General features: G+C 64.2%; 14 protein-coding genes. 10 read left to right on the forward strand and 4 right to left on the reverse strand.

Features of this window, described 5'->3' with window-relative positions; translation table 11 throughout:
- The first annotated feature begins 15 nt into the window (after positions 1-15).
- The 5 genes from L1F06_RS12025 to L1F06_RS12045 all read left to right on the forward strand — a co-directional run bounded on the left by L1F06_RS12025 (position 16) and on the right by L1F06_RS12045 (position 3,545).
- Entirely contained in the window at positions 16-1,221 is a 1,206-nt protein-coding gene (locus L1F06_RS12025; protein ID WP_129482754.1) for a catalase family protein, read from the forward strand.
- Between the two features lie 182 nt (positions 1,222-1,403).
- A complete protein-coding gene (locus L1F06_RS12030) occupies positions 1,404-1,673 on the forward strand; it encodes a hypothetical protein (RefSeq protein WP_003246940.1) in 270 nt (89 codons plus the stop codon).
- 117 nt (positions 1,674-1,790) lie between these two features.
- Entirely contained in the window at positions 1,791-2,813 is a 1,023-nt protein-coding gene (locus L1F06_RS12035; RefSeq protein WP_129482755.1) for a GlxA family transcriptional regulator, read from the forward strand.
- A complete protein-coding gene (locus L1F06_RS12040; protein ID WP_096826437.1) occupies positions 2,806-3,042 on the forward strand; it encodes a DUF1272 domain-containing protein in 237 nt (78 codons plus the stop codon). Before L1F06_RS12035 ends, L1F06_RS12040 begins: the two co-directional genes overlap by 8 nt.
- Positions 3,036-3,545: an HPP family protein gene (locus L1F06_RS12045; protein ID WP_129482756.1), complete on the forward strand. Its 510-nt coding sequence runs from the start codon at positions 3,036-3,038 to the stop codon at positions 3,543-3,545. The genes L1F06_RS12040 and L1F06_RS12045 overlap by 7 nt, the downstream gene beginning before the upstream one ends.
- Positions 3,546-3,599: 54 nt before the next feature.
- On the opposite strand, the gene nfuA is transcribed toward L1F06_RS12045, so the two are convergent.
- Positions 3,600-4,184, reverse strand: coding sequence for a Fe-S biogenesis protein NfuA (nfuA, locus tag L1F06_RS12050; RefSeq protein WP_003246944.1), 585 nt, complete (start codon positions 4,182-4,184; stop codon positions 3,600-3,602).
- A 127-nt stretch (positions 4,185-4,311) separates the two neighbouring features.
- Entirely contained in the window at positions 4,312-6,588 is a 2,277-nt protein-coding gene (locus L1F06_RS12055; protein ID WP_129482757.1) for a fatty acid cis/trans isomerase, read from the reverse strand.
- Between the two features lie 152 nt (positions 6,589-6,740).
- On the opposite strand from L1F06_RS12055, the gene metH reads away from it, so the two are divergent.
- Both metH and osmE read left to right on the forward strand, forming a co-directional pair.
- A complete protein-coding gene (gene metH, locus L1F06_RS12060; protein ID WP_129482758.1) occupies positions 6,741-10,451 on the forward strand; it encodes a methionine synthase in 3,711 nt (1,236 codons plus the stop codon).
- A 124-nt stretch (positions 10,452-10,575) separates the two neighbouring features.
- The gene (gene osmE, locus L1F06_RS12065; protein WP_003246947.1) at positions 10,576-10,908 is read left to right on the forward strand and encodes an osmotically-inducible lipoprotein OsmE; all 333 of its coding nucleotides are present in this window, start codon (positions 10,576-10,578) and stop codon (positions 10,906-10,908) included.
- 55 nt (positions 10,909-10,963) lie between these two features.
- On the opposite strand, the gene L1F06_RS25060 is transcribed toward osmE, so the two are convergent.
- Positions 10,964-11,050, reverse strand: a complete 87-nt coding sequence (locus L1F06_RS25060) for a small membrane protein YohP (RefSeq protein ID WP_455580337.1) — start codon at positions 11,048-11,050, stop codon at positions 10,964-10,966.
- 108 nt (positions 11,051-11,158) lie between these two features.
- Positions 11,159-11,452 (reverse strand): DUF1883 domain-containing protein, encoded by a 294-nt coding sequence (locus L1F06_RS12070; protein ID WP_003246948.1) that lies wholly within the window; start codon positions 11,450-11,452, stop codon positions 11,159-11,161.
- 139 nt (positions 11,453-11,591) lie between these two features.
- Between L1F06_RS12070 and L1F06_RS12075 the strand changes: the two genes are divergently transcribed.
- From L1F06_RS12075 to L1F06_RS12085, 3 genes are all read left to right on the forward strand, one after another.
- On the forward strand, positions 11,592-12,617 hold the full coding sequence (locus tag L1F06_RS12075) for a DUF5924 family protein (protein WP_129482784.1): 1,026 nt from the start codon (positions 11,592-11,594) through the stop codon (positions 12,615-12,617).
- 15 nt (positions 12,618-12,632) lie between these two features.
- On the forward strand, positions 12,633-13,673 hold the full coding sequence (locus L1F06_RS12080) for an RNA methyltransferase (RefSeq protein ID WP_129482759.1): 1,041 nt from the start codon (positions 12,633-12,635) through the stop codon (positions 13,671-13,673).
- Positions 13,674-13,811: 138 nt separating this feature from the next.
- A complete protein-coding gene (locus tag L1F06_RS12085) occupies positions 13,812-15,695 on the forward strand; it encodes a methyl-accepting chemotaxis protein (protein WP_129482760.1) in 1,884 nt (627 codons plus the stop codon).
- The last annotated feature ends 30 nt before the right edge of the window (positions 15,696-15,725 follow it).

Genomic DNA, 15,725 nt, shown 5'->3' on the forward strand with positions numbered 1-15,725 from the left:
ACAAGGATCACAAGCATGTTGAAACGTTTCTGGCTCTGGCTCGGTCGGCTGCTCGGCAAGCTGTTGCTCACTCTGATTGTGCTCGGCCTGATCGGCTGGGGCATCGGCGAAGGCTATTACGCCTGGAAGTTCTCCGGGCCGGTTTCCACGCAGGAAGAAATCGCAGCCGACGAGGCGGCGCTGACCCGCCTGATCATCGAGGACGCCGTGCGCATCGTCGAACAGCACCGTGACAACACCCGCGTGCTGCGTGACGCCCACGCCAAGGCGCACGGTTGTGTCAGGGCCGAAGTCCAGGTGCTGGACGATCTCGACGAGAGCCTGCGCCAGGGCGTGTTCGCCGAGCCGGGCCACACCTGGCAGGCCTGGATGCGCCTGTCCAACGGCAACGCCTATCCGCAGTTCGATCGCGCGCGCGATGCCCGAGGCATGGCCATCAAGCTTCTCGACGTGCCCGGCGAGAAACTGATGAAAAATCCGCTGCATGCCGGCGATCAGGATTTCGTGATGTTCAACAACACGGCGTTCTTCGTCCGCGACGTGGCCGAGTACCGCAGCAACTTCGCCGCCCAGGCCGACGGCAAGAAGGTACTGGCCTTCTTTCCCAGCTGGGACCCGCGCACCTGGGAAATACGCCATCTCTTCATCGCCCTGAAGACCCTGGCGCCGGCTCCCGAGACGCCGGTGGCCACCACCTACAACTCCATCGCCCCGTTCAAGCTCGGCTCATTGAACATCAAGTACCGCGTGGTGCCGGCACCGCAGAACTGCCCGCCCTATGAATTGCCCGAGCAGAACACCGACCTGCCCAACTTCCTGCGCAATGCGCTGTACCAGCAACTGTCCCTGGATCGTGCTCCGGCCTGCTTCGAACTGCAGGTACAAAAACAGAACGCGCAGTACTACATGCCCATCGAAGACACCAGCGTGGAGTGGAGCGAAAAGATTTCGCCCTTCGAAAGCGTGGCACGTATTACCGTCCCGGCTAAGGACTTCGATAGCCGTGAACAAAACCTGTTCTGCGACAATTTGTCCTTCAATCCCTGGCATGCACTCGCGGAACATCGACCGATCGGTGGAATTAACCGTCTGCGCAAATCGGTATATGAGGCGGTAAGTGCCTATCGCCACCAACGCAACGCCCATGTCGTCGCTCCAGCCCCCGCTGGCGTTGGGCTGGGGCCGGTGACCAGCAATAGGACAGCGGAACTTTCCGACTAGAAAGTTGTAATCGGCGAGACGCTGGAAGTTTTTTGCAAGGCACTTCGCAAGTGCATTAAAAGTTTTTTTCAATGGTGTGTGACTTATAGGTCGCCTGCGTTCATCAACAGCAATGAAAGGCCCTCTTGGTAAACCACGGGCCGCCACTAATTTGCTGGGATCAACTCGGAGAAACCGACCCCATGAACACACCGCTGCGTTTTAACGAAGCCCTGCTGATTGCCGATCGCGCCTTCCGCCCGTTCCAATGCGTAGCCTGGGCCCCGCAGGACGGCACCGGCGTCGTCAGCATCAGCGTCATCGACCGCACCAGCACTCGCCTGCTCGGCCGCACTCAACTGTCCAGCGCGACCTACAGCGACCCACAGCAACTCGCCGACGCCCTGCAGCGTTCGCGTGACGAGCTGCGCCGCAAGGGCTTCGATCTGGCGCCCTGGAGCATGCCCGAGTAATTCCCCACGGGGCGCCGTCCGGCGCCCGCTAAGTGCTTGGCAATATTTGTGGGCTTATTGTCCTTGTTGCCATGACCGCCTCGGCGCAGACTGCCTCCCATCCCCCTGGAGGCTCTTATGGATGCGCTCAGAACCATCGCCTGCCTGACCTACCCCGACGTCATGAGCCTGGACGTTACCGGGCCGCTGCAGGTATTCGCCTCGGCCAACGTCGAGCGCCAGCGCCAGGGTCTGCCGCCCTCCTACCAGATCTGCCTGCTAGGCGAAGCGCCCGGCCCGGTCAGCACCTCGGCAGGCATTCAGCTGGTTGCCGACAGCGCCTGGCGCAGCGCCGATGCCAGCCAGATCGACACGCTGCTGGTGCCAGGCGGGCCGGGCGTGGAGCGTCAGTGCCAGCATACGGCCCTGCTGAACTGGTTGCGGGACGTCGAGCCGCAGGTACGGCGGCTCGGCTCGGTGTGCTCCGGCGCGCTGATCTTGGCCGCCGCCGGGTTGCTCGATGGGCGCCGCGCCACCACTCACTGGGCCGATGTGCAGACCTTGCGCAATGGCTATTCGCAGGTCGAGGTCCTGGCTGACTGCCTGCATACCTACGACCCGCACGACCGCGACGGCAATGGGCACATCTTCACTTCGGCCGGCGTGACCGCGGGCATCGATCTGGCTCTGGCGATGATAGAAGCCGACCTGGGACGCGCGCTGGCCCTGGCAGTGGCTCGCCGCCTGGTGATGTTTCTGCGCCGCCCCGGCGGCCAGGCGCAGTTCAGCGCCCTGCTCAGCCCGGAGCCTAGCCGGGTGCCGCGGCTTGCCGCCTTGCTCGAATGGATTCCCGCACATCTCGGTGACGACCTGTCGCTCGAGGCGCTCGCCGCTCAGGCGCACATGACGCCACGCACGCTGTCGCGGGTGTTCGTTCAGGAACTGGGCATGGGGCCGGGCCGCTACGTCGAGCGGGTGCGCCTGGAGGCCGCGCGCAATCTGCTGCAGGACGCCCAGGCCTCGATCGCCACGGTGGCCCGCCTGACCGGTTTCGGCCACGCGGAGAACCTGCGCCGCAGCTTTCACAAACACCTGGCCATCAGCCCGCAGGACTACCTGCAGCGCTTCGGCCAGGCACGCCAGGAGAACCTGAATGCTTGAGCTACGCCCGAACTGCGAGTGCTGCGACCGAGACCTGCCGGCGAACAGCGCAGACGCGTTGATCTGCTCCTTCGAATGCACCTTCTGCCGCAGCTGCGCCGAGAACAAGCTGGCGTTGCGCTGCCCCAACTGCGGCGGCGAGCTACTGCGCAGGCCGATCCGCCCCGCGCAGATGCTCGCGCGCAACCCGGCTTCCAGCGTCCGCGTAGGGAGGGGTTCGCCATGCTGAATTTTCTTGGCAAGTTGCGCGGCGATGGTGCGGCGCTACCGCCTCTGCCCTCGCTGCGTCAGGTGCTGCTGGCCTGGCTGGGTGGCTTTCTTGCCATCGCCTGCATCGCCGCCAGTGGCGATGCGCTGTCGGCCAGCCTGCTGCTGGGCTCGTTCGGCGCGTCCTGCGTGCTGGTGTTCGGCTTTCCCGATCTGCCTTTCTCGCAGCCGCGCAACCTGGTGTTCGGGCATGTGCTCAGCAGCCTGGTCGGGCTGATCTGCCTGCATCTGCTCGGCCCCGGCATCTGGTCGCTGGCTCTGGCGGTAGGCAGCGCCATCGCACTGATGATGCTGACCCGCAGCGTGCACCCGCCGGCCGGCTCCAACCCGGTGATCATCTTTCTCGCTCAGCCGGGCTGGGGCTTCCTGCTCTTTCCAACCCTGGCTGGCGCACTGATCCTGCTGCTGGTGGCGCTGCTGTACAACAACGCCACGCGCAGTGGGCGCTACCCCAGGTACTGGTAGCCGGAAACGACAAGGGCGACCCACCGGGTCGCCCTTGTCGTCGTGCAGAGCACCTCAGTAGTAGGCGTTCTCGCGATTGCTGTGATCGGTCACGTCACGCACGCCCTTGAGCTCGGGAATGCGCTCGAGCAGGGTCTTCTCGATACCCTCCTTGAGCGTGTAATCGGCCTGTCCGCAACCCTGGCAGCCGCCGCCGAAACGCAGCACGGCAATACCTTCCTCGACCACATCGACCAGGCTGACCTGACCACCATGGCTGGCCAGACCGGGATTGATCTCGGTCTGCAGGTAGTAGTTGATGCGCTCGTTGAGCGGGCTGTCTTCGTTGACCATCGGCACCTTGGCGTTCGGCGCCTTGATGGTCAGCTGGCCGCCCATGCGGTCGGTGGCATAGTCGACGACGGCGTCTTCCAGAAAGGGTTCGCTGACGGCGTCGATCCAGGCGGTGAAGCTGGCCAGACCGACCGGGGTATCTTCGGGCTTTTGCTCACCCGGCTTGCAATAGGCGATGCAGGTTTCCGCGTAAGGCGTACCCGGCTGGGTGATGAATACACGAATGCCGATACCCGGGGTGTCCTGCTTGCTCAGCAGCTCGGCCAGGTAATCTTCGGCAGCTTGGGTAATGGTGATGGCGCTCATGGCAACTCCTCGCGAACATGCGCGCAGTGTACGCCAGTGCGGCGCACGGTTAAAGCCCAACTAATTTAGTAGGAATTGATCGCGACAATAGCGCAGGACAAACCTGTGGCGCGCTGCGCGCACGCCGTCAGAGGTTCTGGTAGCGATTCATATCCAGCACACCCGCCTCCACTGGCTGGGTTTCGCGGATGTGTTCGGCCAGGTCATGGAAATAGCGCCAGAACTGCGGGTGGCTGCGGCGAATGCCCCAACGCTCGACGATGCGCTCGAAAGCCGCTGCATCGGCAGCGCGCTCCATCTGCGCGACGAACTCGTCCATCTCGTTGGCCTTGAGGCTGAACAGGAAGTTCGGATAGCTGCTGAGCACCTCGGGGTAGATGGTCAGCGTATCCAGACGTGGCTGGTAGCGCAGCTCTTCACCCAGCATGAACGCCACATTGCTGTGCGCGCGATTGCGCAGCAGGCTGTAAACCTCGCGCGAGCCGTCGGCAAGCTCCACCCGCAGCAGCGTCGCCTCCGGCAACTGGCGGATCACCCGCAGGCCGCCAGCCGGACGACTGGCCAGGCGCGAAAGCGTCTGCTCCGCATCCCTCAGCTCGGGCGGCAAGCCATCGCGATGGCAATGGGCGCCAGTGCAGCGGTTGATCGGGTCCGGACGCGCGTTGAGGCTGGCGTAGCGCTGCAGCAGCTGCACGGCGAATTGCTGCTTGGGATTCTCGTCTTCCAGGGTGAGGCCGCTCGGGCTGCGATGATCGACCGAGGTGTAATCCAGCCACATCTTCAGCTTGCCGCTGTTCTGGTACCAGTCGTCCAGGTAGCCCTTGCGCGCCCCGGCCGGCAACAGGCGGAGGAAATTGACCTCGGCGCCGTTGCGGATCAGGTCGAAATACAGGCGGGTCTGCGCCTGATGCGAGACGTTGCCGAACACGTCGAAATTGACCACCAGTTGATAGTAGGTGCGCTCGAACAGCGGGTAGTCCATCCACCAGAGGGTCTGTGGAATCTCGCCGATCAGCCCTTTGCGCACCGAAGCGCTGTCGTGCTGGCGGAAGATCGACAGCAGCGCGTTGTCGTTACCGCTCCAGATATGCGCCCAGTCGGCCGGCGGCGCATTGGCGTAGGCCTCCTTGCGCAGATTTTCGTAGGCGTTGCGCTTGTTGCGGTAATCACGCCAGAGCCCCGGCAGATCGCCGATCTCATCGAATTGTCCCGGCATCGCCAGCAGCGGCGTGGCTTCGCTGCGATAGGCCGCATCGGTGACATACAGGTCATGCTCCGGCGCCTGGAACAGGGCCCAGAAGTTGTCGCGGATCACATCGGTGGCGATCTGCCCGCGGCACACCGGACCGCGAATGAAGGTGCGCACGAAATACTCGGCGTTATCCAGCATGAATTGATAACGCGCCCTTGGCGGAATCGCGGCGAAGGTCTCGAAGGGATTGGCGCGGCGCTGCGCCCCATAGCCCGGCACGGCCTCCAGCGGCCAGTCTTCGCCGAAGAACAGCTCCTGCACGCGCGCCAGCCCGGCATCGCTCAGTGGGTAGGTGATATGGGTCTTGTGCACGATGACGCCCTGGATCGGCCACAAGCGATAGTGGAACTCGGTACCCGGATCGTCGTTGGGGCGACGCGTGGCGATGGGATCGATGGGCTGGCCACTGGGCGTGCGCGAGCGCACCAGCTGGAAGAAATGCCCGGGTTCGCCGCCAGCGAAGTGCAGATGGGCGAGAAACAGATGCTCGTACAACCAGCGCGAAACCAGGTCCTGCCGCGCGCCAGGGGCATTGAGAAACGCCTCCCACCTGGCGATCTGCTCCAGCTCGGCGACCGAAGGCTGCAACTTCTGCTCGGCCACCGGCGCGCCCTGGGCCAGCCACCGCTGCAGCGTGGCGTACTCGTCATCGCTCAGGCCGGTGACCGCGAACGGCATGCCGCCGTGGGGATTCTTCTGCGCATAGGCGGCGAACTCACCCGGCAATGGGCAGCTGTTGCTGCGGGTGATGGCGATATCGAGGTTGCCGGGCAGCTTGGCGTTGGGTTCGAGCGGCTGGCTACGGCCCAGCTCCAGCATGCGTTTGATCAGCGCCGCCTGGCCATTCTCGCCAGCGAGCACCGAATGAAAGCCGCGCTGGCGCCAGGCCGCCTCTCCCTGTGCATCCAGATACAGCCGTGTGGTCGCCTGCGCCTTGCTGCGCGTGCCGTCGTACACCGGCTGCTTGCTGGCGCCGCGCAACATGCCCTCGCCGCTGCCCAGGTTGAGCTGGCAAGGTGCGTCATAGCACGCATGGCACGCTATGCACTTGTGGGTGAGGATGGGCTGGACGTCGTCGATGTAGGAGATCGCTTCGGCACGGGCCAGGCCTGCTGCGATGGAAAGAAAAAACAGGGCAGCAGGCTTGAGCATGGCCACATCCTTGATTGCGATGCTGGCAATTCTAACGAGACGGCGCGCCCAGCAACATGAATGAAATTCATGGAAACTGCCCAGGCGCTCCAGAACCCTGCAGCTTTGCTATCATCGCGCACCTTTGTTCCCGCTTTGCTCAGGTAGTTCTCATGTCCGATCGCAGCGCCCGCCTCCAAGCCCTCCAGCAAGCCCTGAAGGAGCGCATCCTGATCCTCGACGGCGGCATGGGCACCATGATCCAGAGCTACAAGCTGGAAGAGGCCGACTACCGCGGCGAGCGCTTTGCCGACTGGCCGAGCGACGTCAAGGGCAACAACGACTTGCTGCTGCTGACCCAGCCGCAGATCATCGCCGCCATCGAGAAGGCCTATCTGGATGCCGGCGCCGACATCCTGGAAACCAACACCTTCAACGCCACCCGCGTGTCGCAGGCCGACTACGACATGGAGGAACTGGTCTACGAGCTGAACCTGGCCGGCGCCCGCGTGGCCCGTGAAGTCTGTGATGCCAAGACGCTGGAAACCCCGGATCGCCCGCGCTTCGTCGCAGGCGTTCTAGGCCCGACCAGCCGCACCTGCTCGATCTCCCCGGACGTCAACGACCCAGGCTTTCGCAACGTCACCTTCGACGAACTGGTGGAGAACTACACCGAGGCCACCCGCGGCCTGATCGAGGGCGGCGCCGACCTGATCCTGATCGAAACCATCTTCGACACCCTCAACGCCAAGGCGGCGATCTTCGCCGTGCAGCAGGTGTTCGAGGAAGACGGCGTCGAGCTGCCGATCATGATCTCCGGCACCATTACCGACGCTTCCGGCCGCACCCTGTCCGGCCAGACCACCGAGGCGTTCTGGAACTCGGTACGCCACGCCAAGCCGATTTCCGTGGGTCTGAACTGCGCCCTCGGCGCCAAGGACTTGCGCCCGTACCTGGAAGAGCTGGCCAACAAGGCCGACACCCATGTGTCCGCACACCCCAACGCCGGCCTGCCCAACGCCTTCGGCGAGTACGACGAGTCGCCCGCCGAGATGGCGGCGGTAGTCGAAGAGTTCGCCGCTTCGGGTTTCCTCAACATCATCGGCGGTTGCTGCGGCACCACTCCGGCGCACATCCAGGCGATCGCCGAGGCGGTGGCCAAGTACCCGCCGCGCGTGATCCCGGACATTCCCAAGGCCTGTCGCCTGTCGGGCCTGGAGCCCTTCACCATCGACCGCAACTCGCTGTTCGTGAACGTCGGCGAGCGCACCAACATCACCGGCTCGGCCAAGTTCGCCCGTCTGATCCGCGAAGAGAACTACACCGAGGCTCTGGAAGTCGCCCTGCAGCAGGTGGAAGCCGGCGCCCAGGTGATCGATATCAACATGGACGAGGGCATGCTGGACTCCAAGGCCGCCATGGTCAGGTTCCTCAACCTGATCGCCGGCGAGCCGGACATCTCTCGCGTGCCGATCATGATCGACTCCTCCAAGTGGGAGGTGATCGAAGCGGGCCTGAAATGCATCCAGGGCAAGGGCATCGTTAACTCCATCTCCATGAAGGAAGGCGTCGAGCAGTTCAAGCATCACGCCCGCCTGTGCAAGCGCTATGGCGCCGCCGTGGTGGTGATGGCCTTCGACGAGGTCGGCCAGGCCGACACCGCCGCGCGCAAGAAGGAAATCTGCCAGCGCAGCTACGACATCCTGGTCAATGAAGTGGGCTTCCCGCCGGAAGACATCATCTTCGACCCGAATATCTTCGCCGTGGCCACCGGCATCGAGGAGCACAACAACTACGCGGTGGACTTCATCGAAGCCTGCGCCTATATCCGTGAGCATCTACCATTCGCCCTATCGAGTGGCGGCGTGTCCAACGTGTCGTTCTCCTTCCGCGGCAACAACCCGGTGCGCGAAGCGATCCACTCGGTGTTCCTCTACTACGCGATCCAGAACGGCCTGACCATGGGCATCGTCAACGCCGGCCAGCTGGAGATCTACGACGAGATTCCCAAGGAGCTGCGCGACGCGGTCGAGGACGTGGTGCTCAACCGCAATGACGGCGCCACCGAGGCGCTGCTGGCCATCGCCGACAAGTACAAGGGCGACGGCGCCGCCAAGGAAGTCGAGAACGAGGAATGGCGCTCGCTGCCGGTGGACAAGCGCCTGGAACACGCGCTGGTCAAGGGCATCACCGCCTTCATCGTCGAAGACACCGAAGAGTGCCGTCAGCAGTGCGCGCGCCCGATCGAGGTGATCGAAGGCCCGCTGATGGCCGGCATGAACGTGGTCGGCGACCTGTTCGGCTCGGGCAAGATGTTCCTGCCCCAGGTGGTCAAGTCCGCCCGGGTGATGAAGCAGGCCGTGGCGCACCTGATCCCCTTCATCGAAGCCGAGAAAGGCGACAAGCCGGAGGCCAAGGGCAAGATCCTCATGGCCACGGTCAAGGGCGACGTGCACGACATCGGCAAGAATATCGTCGGCGTGGTTCTTGGGTGTAATGGCTACGATATCGTCGACCTGGGCGTGATGGTGCCGGCGGAGAAGATCTTGCAGACCGCCCGCGACGAGAAATGCGACATCATCGGCCTGTCCGGGCTGATCACCCCCTCGCTGGACGAGATGGTCCACGTGGCCAAGGAAATGCAGCGCCAGGGCTTCACCCTGCCGCTGATGATCGGCGGCGCCACCACCTCCAAGGCGCACACGGCGGTGAAGATCGACCCGCAGTACAGCAACGACGCCGTGGTCTACGTCACCGACGCCTCACGCGCCGTGGGCGTGGCCACCCAGCTGCTGTCCAAGGAGCTGAAGGCCGACTTCGTGCAGAAGACCCGCGAGGAGTACGTGGTGGTGCGCGAGCGCACCTCGGCACGCGCCTCGCGCACCGAGCGCCTGGGCTATGCCGATGCCATCGCCAACAAGCCGGCCTTCGACTGGAACGGCTACATCGCGCCCAAACCGAGCTTTACCGGCGCCCAGGTGCTGGACGACATCGACCTGGCGACCCTGGCCGAATACATCGACTGGACGCCCTTCTTCATCTCCTGGGACCTGGCCGGTAAGTACCCGCGCATCCTCACCGACGAGATCGTCGGCGAAGCGGCCACCAGCCTGTTCAACGACGCCCAGGCGATGCTGAAGAAGCTGATCGACGAGAAGCTGATCAAGGCCCGTGCCGTTTTCGGCTTCTGGCCGGCCAACCAGGTCGCTCATGACGACATCGAAGTCTACGGCGACGACGGCAAGCCCCTGGCCAAGCTGCACCACCTGCGCCAGCAAACCATCAAGCCCGACGGCAAGCCGAACCTGTCGCTGGCCGATTTCGTCGCGCCCAAGGAAAGTGGTGTGACCGACTACGTGGGCGGCTTCATCACCACCGCCGGCATCGGCGCCGAGGAACTGGCCAAGGCCTATGAGGCCAAGGGCGACGATTACAACTCGATCATGGTCAAGGCCCTGGCCGACCGCCTGGCCGAGGCCTGCGCCGAGTGGCTGCACGAGCGGGTGCGCAAGGAGTACTGGGGCTACGCAGCGGACGAGCAACTGGACAACGAGGCGCTGATCCGCGAGCAGTACAAGGGCATCCGCCCTGCCCCTGGCTACCCGGCCTGCCCGGATCACACCGAGAAGGCCACGCTGTTCAAGCTGCTCGACCCCGAGGCCGACTACAACAAGGCCGGCCGCAGCGGTGTGTTCCTCACCGAGCACTACGCCATGTTCCCGGCCGCCGCCGTATCCGGCTGGTACTTCGCTCACCCCGAGGCGCAGTACTTCGCCGTGGGCAAGGTCGACAAGGATCAGATCGAGCAGTACAGCAAGCGCAAGGGTCAGGACATCGCCGTCAGCGAACGCTGGCTGGCGCCGAACCTCGGCTACGACGATTAAGCACTGCGGCCCCGGCTTGTCTATTCAGACAGGCCGGGGCGGCCGCAAAAAAACCGAACTCCGCCGACAGCGCCGCGCTCCAAGCCATATCGAGCCAATCCGGCTCATGCGACGGAGCGACGACATGTACAAGCACAGCCTTGCCGTACTGGCCGTGGCGGCCACGCTCGCAGGTTGCTCGACCATCGAGAACCCTGTGGACTACGTGACCTTCCGCGACGAACCACTGGTCAAGCAGGTCGATCACGGCATGACCCAGGAACAGGTACGCACCCTTGGCGGCCCGCCCTCCTCACAGGTCGAGCACAGTCTCAGCGGCAGCACCTGCAACAACTACGTGCTCAATGTCGACGGGCACGAACAGCCCTACTACGTGAATTTCGACGTCAACGGCCGTGTCGACAGCAAGGGCTTCATGACCTGCGCGCAGTATCACGAAAACAGACGCCGCCTCTGAACGAACCTTGCCCTGCTGCCGTTGGCAGCGGGGCAAGGCCTGACTGCGCGTGCGCTTAGAAAATCAGCTTGAACAGACCGATCACCACGATCAGGCCGATAATGAAGATGATGCCAACGGTGCCGCCGAGAAATTTCAACATACTGATGCTCCCTCTTTAATTTCGGATTCATCAGTTGTGACCCTGCCTCGGCGGCCAGGGTTTAGCATTTTTCTCTCGCGTCTTGCCCGCGGGTGCGAAGAGCGAGGATCAGGCCCCCGGTCGACGCACGATCTTGATGCTGTATTCCATCTGCGGCTTGCGCGTCATGCTCACGGCTCGACGGGTCACGGTATCCAGGGTGATGTTCCAGAAGCCGCTGGAGGGCACGCGGATCTTCGCCGGAAACTTGATGAAGGCGCCGCCGTGGTAACTATGCCGGCCGCGGTTCCTGAACGCACGGAAGTTGGCATCGTTCATCAGGCGGATGTTGCAGGGCTGCGAACACTGGATAACCACCAGATCGCCCTCTTCCAGATGCTCGCGTTGATGGATGAATTTCATCGTTTTCGGACTCGGCGGTGAAACGGGGGCGCCATACTGCCGCAAGCCGTTCGCCATCGCCAGTTCGGCTGACGACTCGCTTGCGCGCGACCTTGCCGCTGCCTAGGATGCGCCCCCACCCTTGCCCCGTCCTGAACCGATGAACGCGCTGCTCGATCGCATTCCCGCCCTGCTTGCCTGGACACGCCGTTATCCCGGGTTGATCGCCCTGTTCGGCTTTTGCTCGGGCCTGGCCAGCTTTCTGCTGGTCGATCGTCAGGCGCATCTGGCCAAGGTGCTGGGGGTGGTGCTGCTGGTGAGCTGGCTCTGGCTGATGCTGGAAAACCTGCTGCGTGAGCGCATCGCCCGGCGTTTCGGCTTCGAACTGCCGCTGCCGCTACTGCGCTATGCAACGCAGATGATCCATCAGGAAAGCCTGTTCTTCGTCCTCCCGTTCTTCCTCATCACCACCACCTGGAACAGCGGACAGTTGCTGTTCAGCGGCCTGCTGGCCGCAGCGGCCCTGGTATCCATTACCGACCCGCTGTACTACCGCTGGCTGGCACCGCGCCGCTGGCTGCTGCTGGTGTTCCATAGCCTGGCGCTGTTCGCGGTGATGCTCACCGCCCTGCCGATCATCTTCCATCTCAGCACGCCGCAGAGCTACGGCATCGCCCTGACCCTGGCGACGCTGCTGGCACTGCCGAGCCTGCCCGGGCTGATCGGCGGCGCCGGCTGGCGACGCACGCTGGCCCTCGCACTGTTGCCGCTGGCCCTGGCCGGCGGCGGCTGGATGGCGCGGGTCTGGGTGCCACCGGCCACCCTGTGGCTGGCCGACGTCGCCATCAGCGACCGTTTCGACGGCCAATTGCGCACGCCGGGAGAGCCGCTCACCACCGTCACCCTGGCGCAGCTGCAAGATGACGGGCTGTACGCCTATACCGCGATCAATGCCCCGCGCGGTCTGAACGAGCGCATCTATCACCTCTGGCAGCACAACGGGCGCGAAGTCGACCGCATCGCCCTGGACATTCACGGCGGGCGCAAGGAAGGCTACCGCGCCTGGACCCACAAGCTGAATTTCCCCCACGACCCGCAGGGCCGCTGGCAGGTGCGAGTGGTCACAGAGGCCGGGCAGATGATCGGCGTGCTGCGCTTCGACGTGGTCGACGCCGCGGCCAAGTGATAGCATCCGCGCCCCATGCAGCTCGCCGACCTCACTCAACGCCTCGCCGCCCTTGGCGCCAAACCCCAGCATATCGGGCGGATCACGCGCGCCTGGTTGCAGGGCAAACCCCTGGACACCGGCACCAAGCACCAGAAGACCGAGAACTTCCTGCCGCTCTCCGTGCGCCAGGGGTTGCCGGCAATTGCTGCGGAACTGGACGCGCTGGTCCGGCTGCGCTCCGAGCATCCGGGGGCCGATGGTTCGGCGCGCCTGCTGGTGGAGCTGGCCGACAAGCAGATGGTGGAAAGCGTGCTGCTGCCGCGCGACGGCCTGTGCATCTCCAGCCAGGTCGGTTGCGCCGTGGGTTGCGTGTTCTGCATGACCGGCAAAAGCGGCCTGCTGCGCCAGCTCAGCAGCGCCGAGATGGTGGCCCAGGTCGCGCTGGGCCGGCGCTTTCGCCCGGTGAAGAAGGTGGTGTTCATGGGCATGGGCGAGCCGGCGCACAACCTCGACAACGTGCTCGAGGCCATCGACCTGCTCGGTACCGAGGGCGGCATCGGCCACAAGAACCTGGTGTTCTCCACGGTGGGCGATCCTCGGGTATTCGAGCGCCTGCCGCAGCAGCGCGTGCGCCCTGCCCTGGCCCTGTCGCTGCATACCACCGATGCCGAGCTGCGTCAGCGCCTGCTGCCCAAGGCGCCTCGCATCGATCCCGAACAGCTGATGGAACTGGGCGAGGCCTACGCGCGCAGCATCGACTACCCCATCCAGTACCAGTGGACGCTGCTCAAGGGCATCAACGACAGCCAGCAAGAGATGGACAACATCCTGCGTCTGTTCAAGGGCAAGTTCGCCGTGCTCAACCTGATCCCCTACAACAGCCTGGACGCCGACGACTACCAGCGTCCGGACGGCGAACGCATCGTGCAGATGGTGCGCTACCTGCACAGCCGTGGTGTGCTGACCAAGGTGCGCAACAGCGCCGGTCAGGATATCGACGGGGGCTGCGGGCAGCTACGGGCGCGTGCCGTGGACCTGGTAAACACCAGCCGACTGCGTCTTTCTCGCCGCTGAGCCCTCAAGAACGAGGCTTGCAAGCCGATAAGAGATGGGAATAGCCTCAGCAAGGCAATATGCCATCACCGTACTAAGCTGATAGTACCTGTCCTGCATGGATGCAGCCCCGTCGTTTCGGCGCTCCAGGAGCCATCCATGAAAATCGCTCACAAGGTCGGCATCGCAGCCGCTACCGTTCTCTTTCTCACCACCAGCCTGCTGTCGCTGCTGCAGGTCAGCCAGGTGCGCGACACCCTGCGCGGCCAGGTGGAAGCCAGCATTTCCGAATCGAGCAACGCGCTGGCCAGGCAGATCGAGAACTGGCTCAACGCCAAGCTGCGCCTGATCGATCTGATGGCGCAGACCATCGACAGCAACTACAGCCCGCAGGAGATCCAGCGGGTGTTCGATGCGCCGCTGCTGAAAAACGAATTCATCCTGGTATTCGGAGCACTGGAAGCGGACGGCAAGCCGATCAAGAACAGTGACGACTGGAAGCCCAGCCCTGACTGGGACGGCCGCAAGCGCCCCTGGTACGCCACCGGCAAGAGCGGCAGCCAGGCCATGCTGACGGAACCCTATGTGGACTCCACCACCAATGAGATTCTCATCTCCGCCGTGGCCCGAATCAGCGATGCGGGCCAGTTTCTCGGCGCCTTCGGCGGCGATATCCGCCTGCAGTCGGTGGCCGACGCGGTCAACACCCTGGATTTCAACGGCGCCGGCTATGCCTTCCTGCTGAGCCGGTCGGGCAACATCATTTCCCACCCCAACGCCGACTACAACGGCAAGTCCTACAGCGAACTGTTCGACGGCCAGAGCCCGGCATTGGGTAAGGAGCTGCGCGAAGTGCAAGCCGGCGGCAAGAGCCTGCTGCTGTCCTTCACCCCGCTGCCCAACCTGCGCGGCATGGACTGGTACATCGGCGTGGTGCTGGACGAAAGCGTGGTCATGGCCGAAGCCAATCGCCTGACCTGGCTGGCAGTGATCGGTACCGTGATCGGCGTCGCCATCAGCCTGGTGGTGCTCGGCGTGCTGATGAACAGCCTGCTCAAACCGCTGGGCCTGCTCAGCACCTCGCTGCGCGAGATCAACAGCGGCGAAGGCGACCTGACGCGCCGCCTGGCCATCACCAGCAACGACGAGATCGGCGAGCTGTCGCAGGAGTTCAACCGTTTCCTGCAGACCTTGCAGACCCTGATCGGCGACGTGATGGGCAGCTCGCAGCAGGTGCGCGAGAGCACCGCCCTCACCTCCCACGAATCCGAGCAGGCCGCTCGCCGGCTGCAGGAACAGCTGCAGGAGCTGGACCAGCTGGCCACCGCGATGCAGGAGATGGCGTCCACCGCCGAAGAGGTGGCGCGCAACGCCCAGGCCGCAGCCCAGGCGGCCGTGGCCGCCAACGAAGAAACCGAAAACGGCGTTCGCGTGGTGTCGCAGTCCAGCTCGGCCATTCGCCATCTGGCCGACGAGATGGACGAAACCAGCCATGCGATCAACGAGCTGGCCAAGCTCAGCCACAACATCGAGTCGATCCTCCAGGTGATCACCAGCATCGCCGAGCAGACCAATCTGCTGGCGCTGAACGCGGCCATCGAAGCAGCGCGCGCAGGCGAGTCCGGCCGCGGCTTCGCCGTGGTCGCCGACGAGGTGCGCTCGCTGGCCTCGCGCACGCAGCAGGCCACCCAGGAAATCCGCCAGATGATCGACCAGCTGCAAGGCGGCGTGCGTCAGGCCGAGAGCCGCATGCAGCAGAGCCGCGATACCGCCAGCAAGACCGCCGAGGAAGCCGGCGCGGCCAACGACATGCTCGGGCGCATTCGCGAGGCGATCACCCGCATCAACGACATGAACCTGCAGATCGCCACCGCCGCCGAGGAGCAGAGCGCTACCACCGAGGAAATCAACCGCAACACCACCAACATTCGCGACATCAGCCATGAACTGGCCGGCGGCGCCGAACAGCAGGTACGCCAATGCGCCTCGATGGTGGAACAGGTGGGCCAGCAGGACCGTCTGCTCGGCCGCTTCAAGGTCTGAAGCAACAGCGCAGGGCGACAGCCAGGCTGT

It is taken from the genome of Pseudomonas hydrolytica (assembly GCF_021495345.1).
Taxonomy (GTDB): domain Bacteria; phylum Pseudomonadota; class Gammaproteobacteria; order Pseudomonadales; family Pseudomonadaceae; genus Aquipseudomonas; species Aquipseudomonas hydrolytica.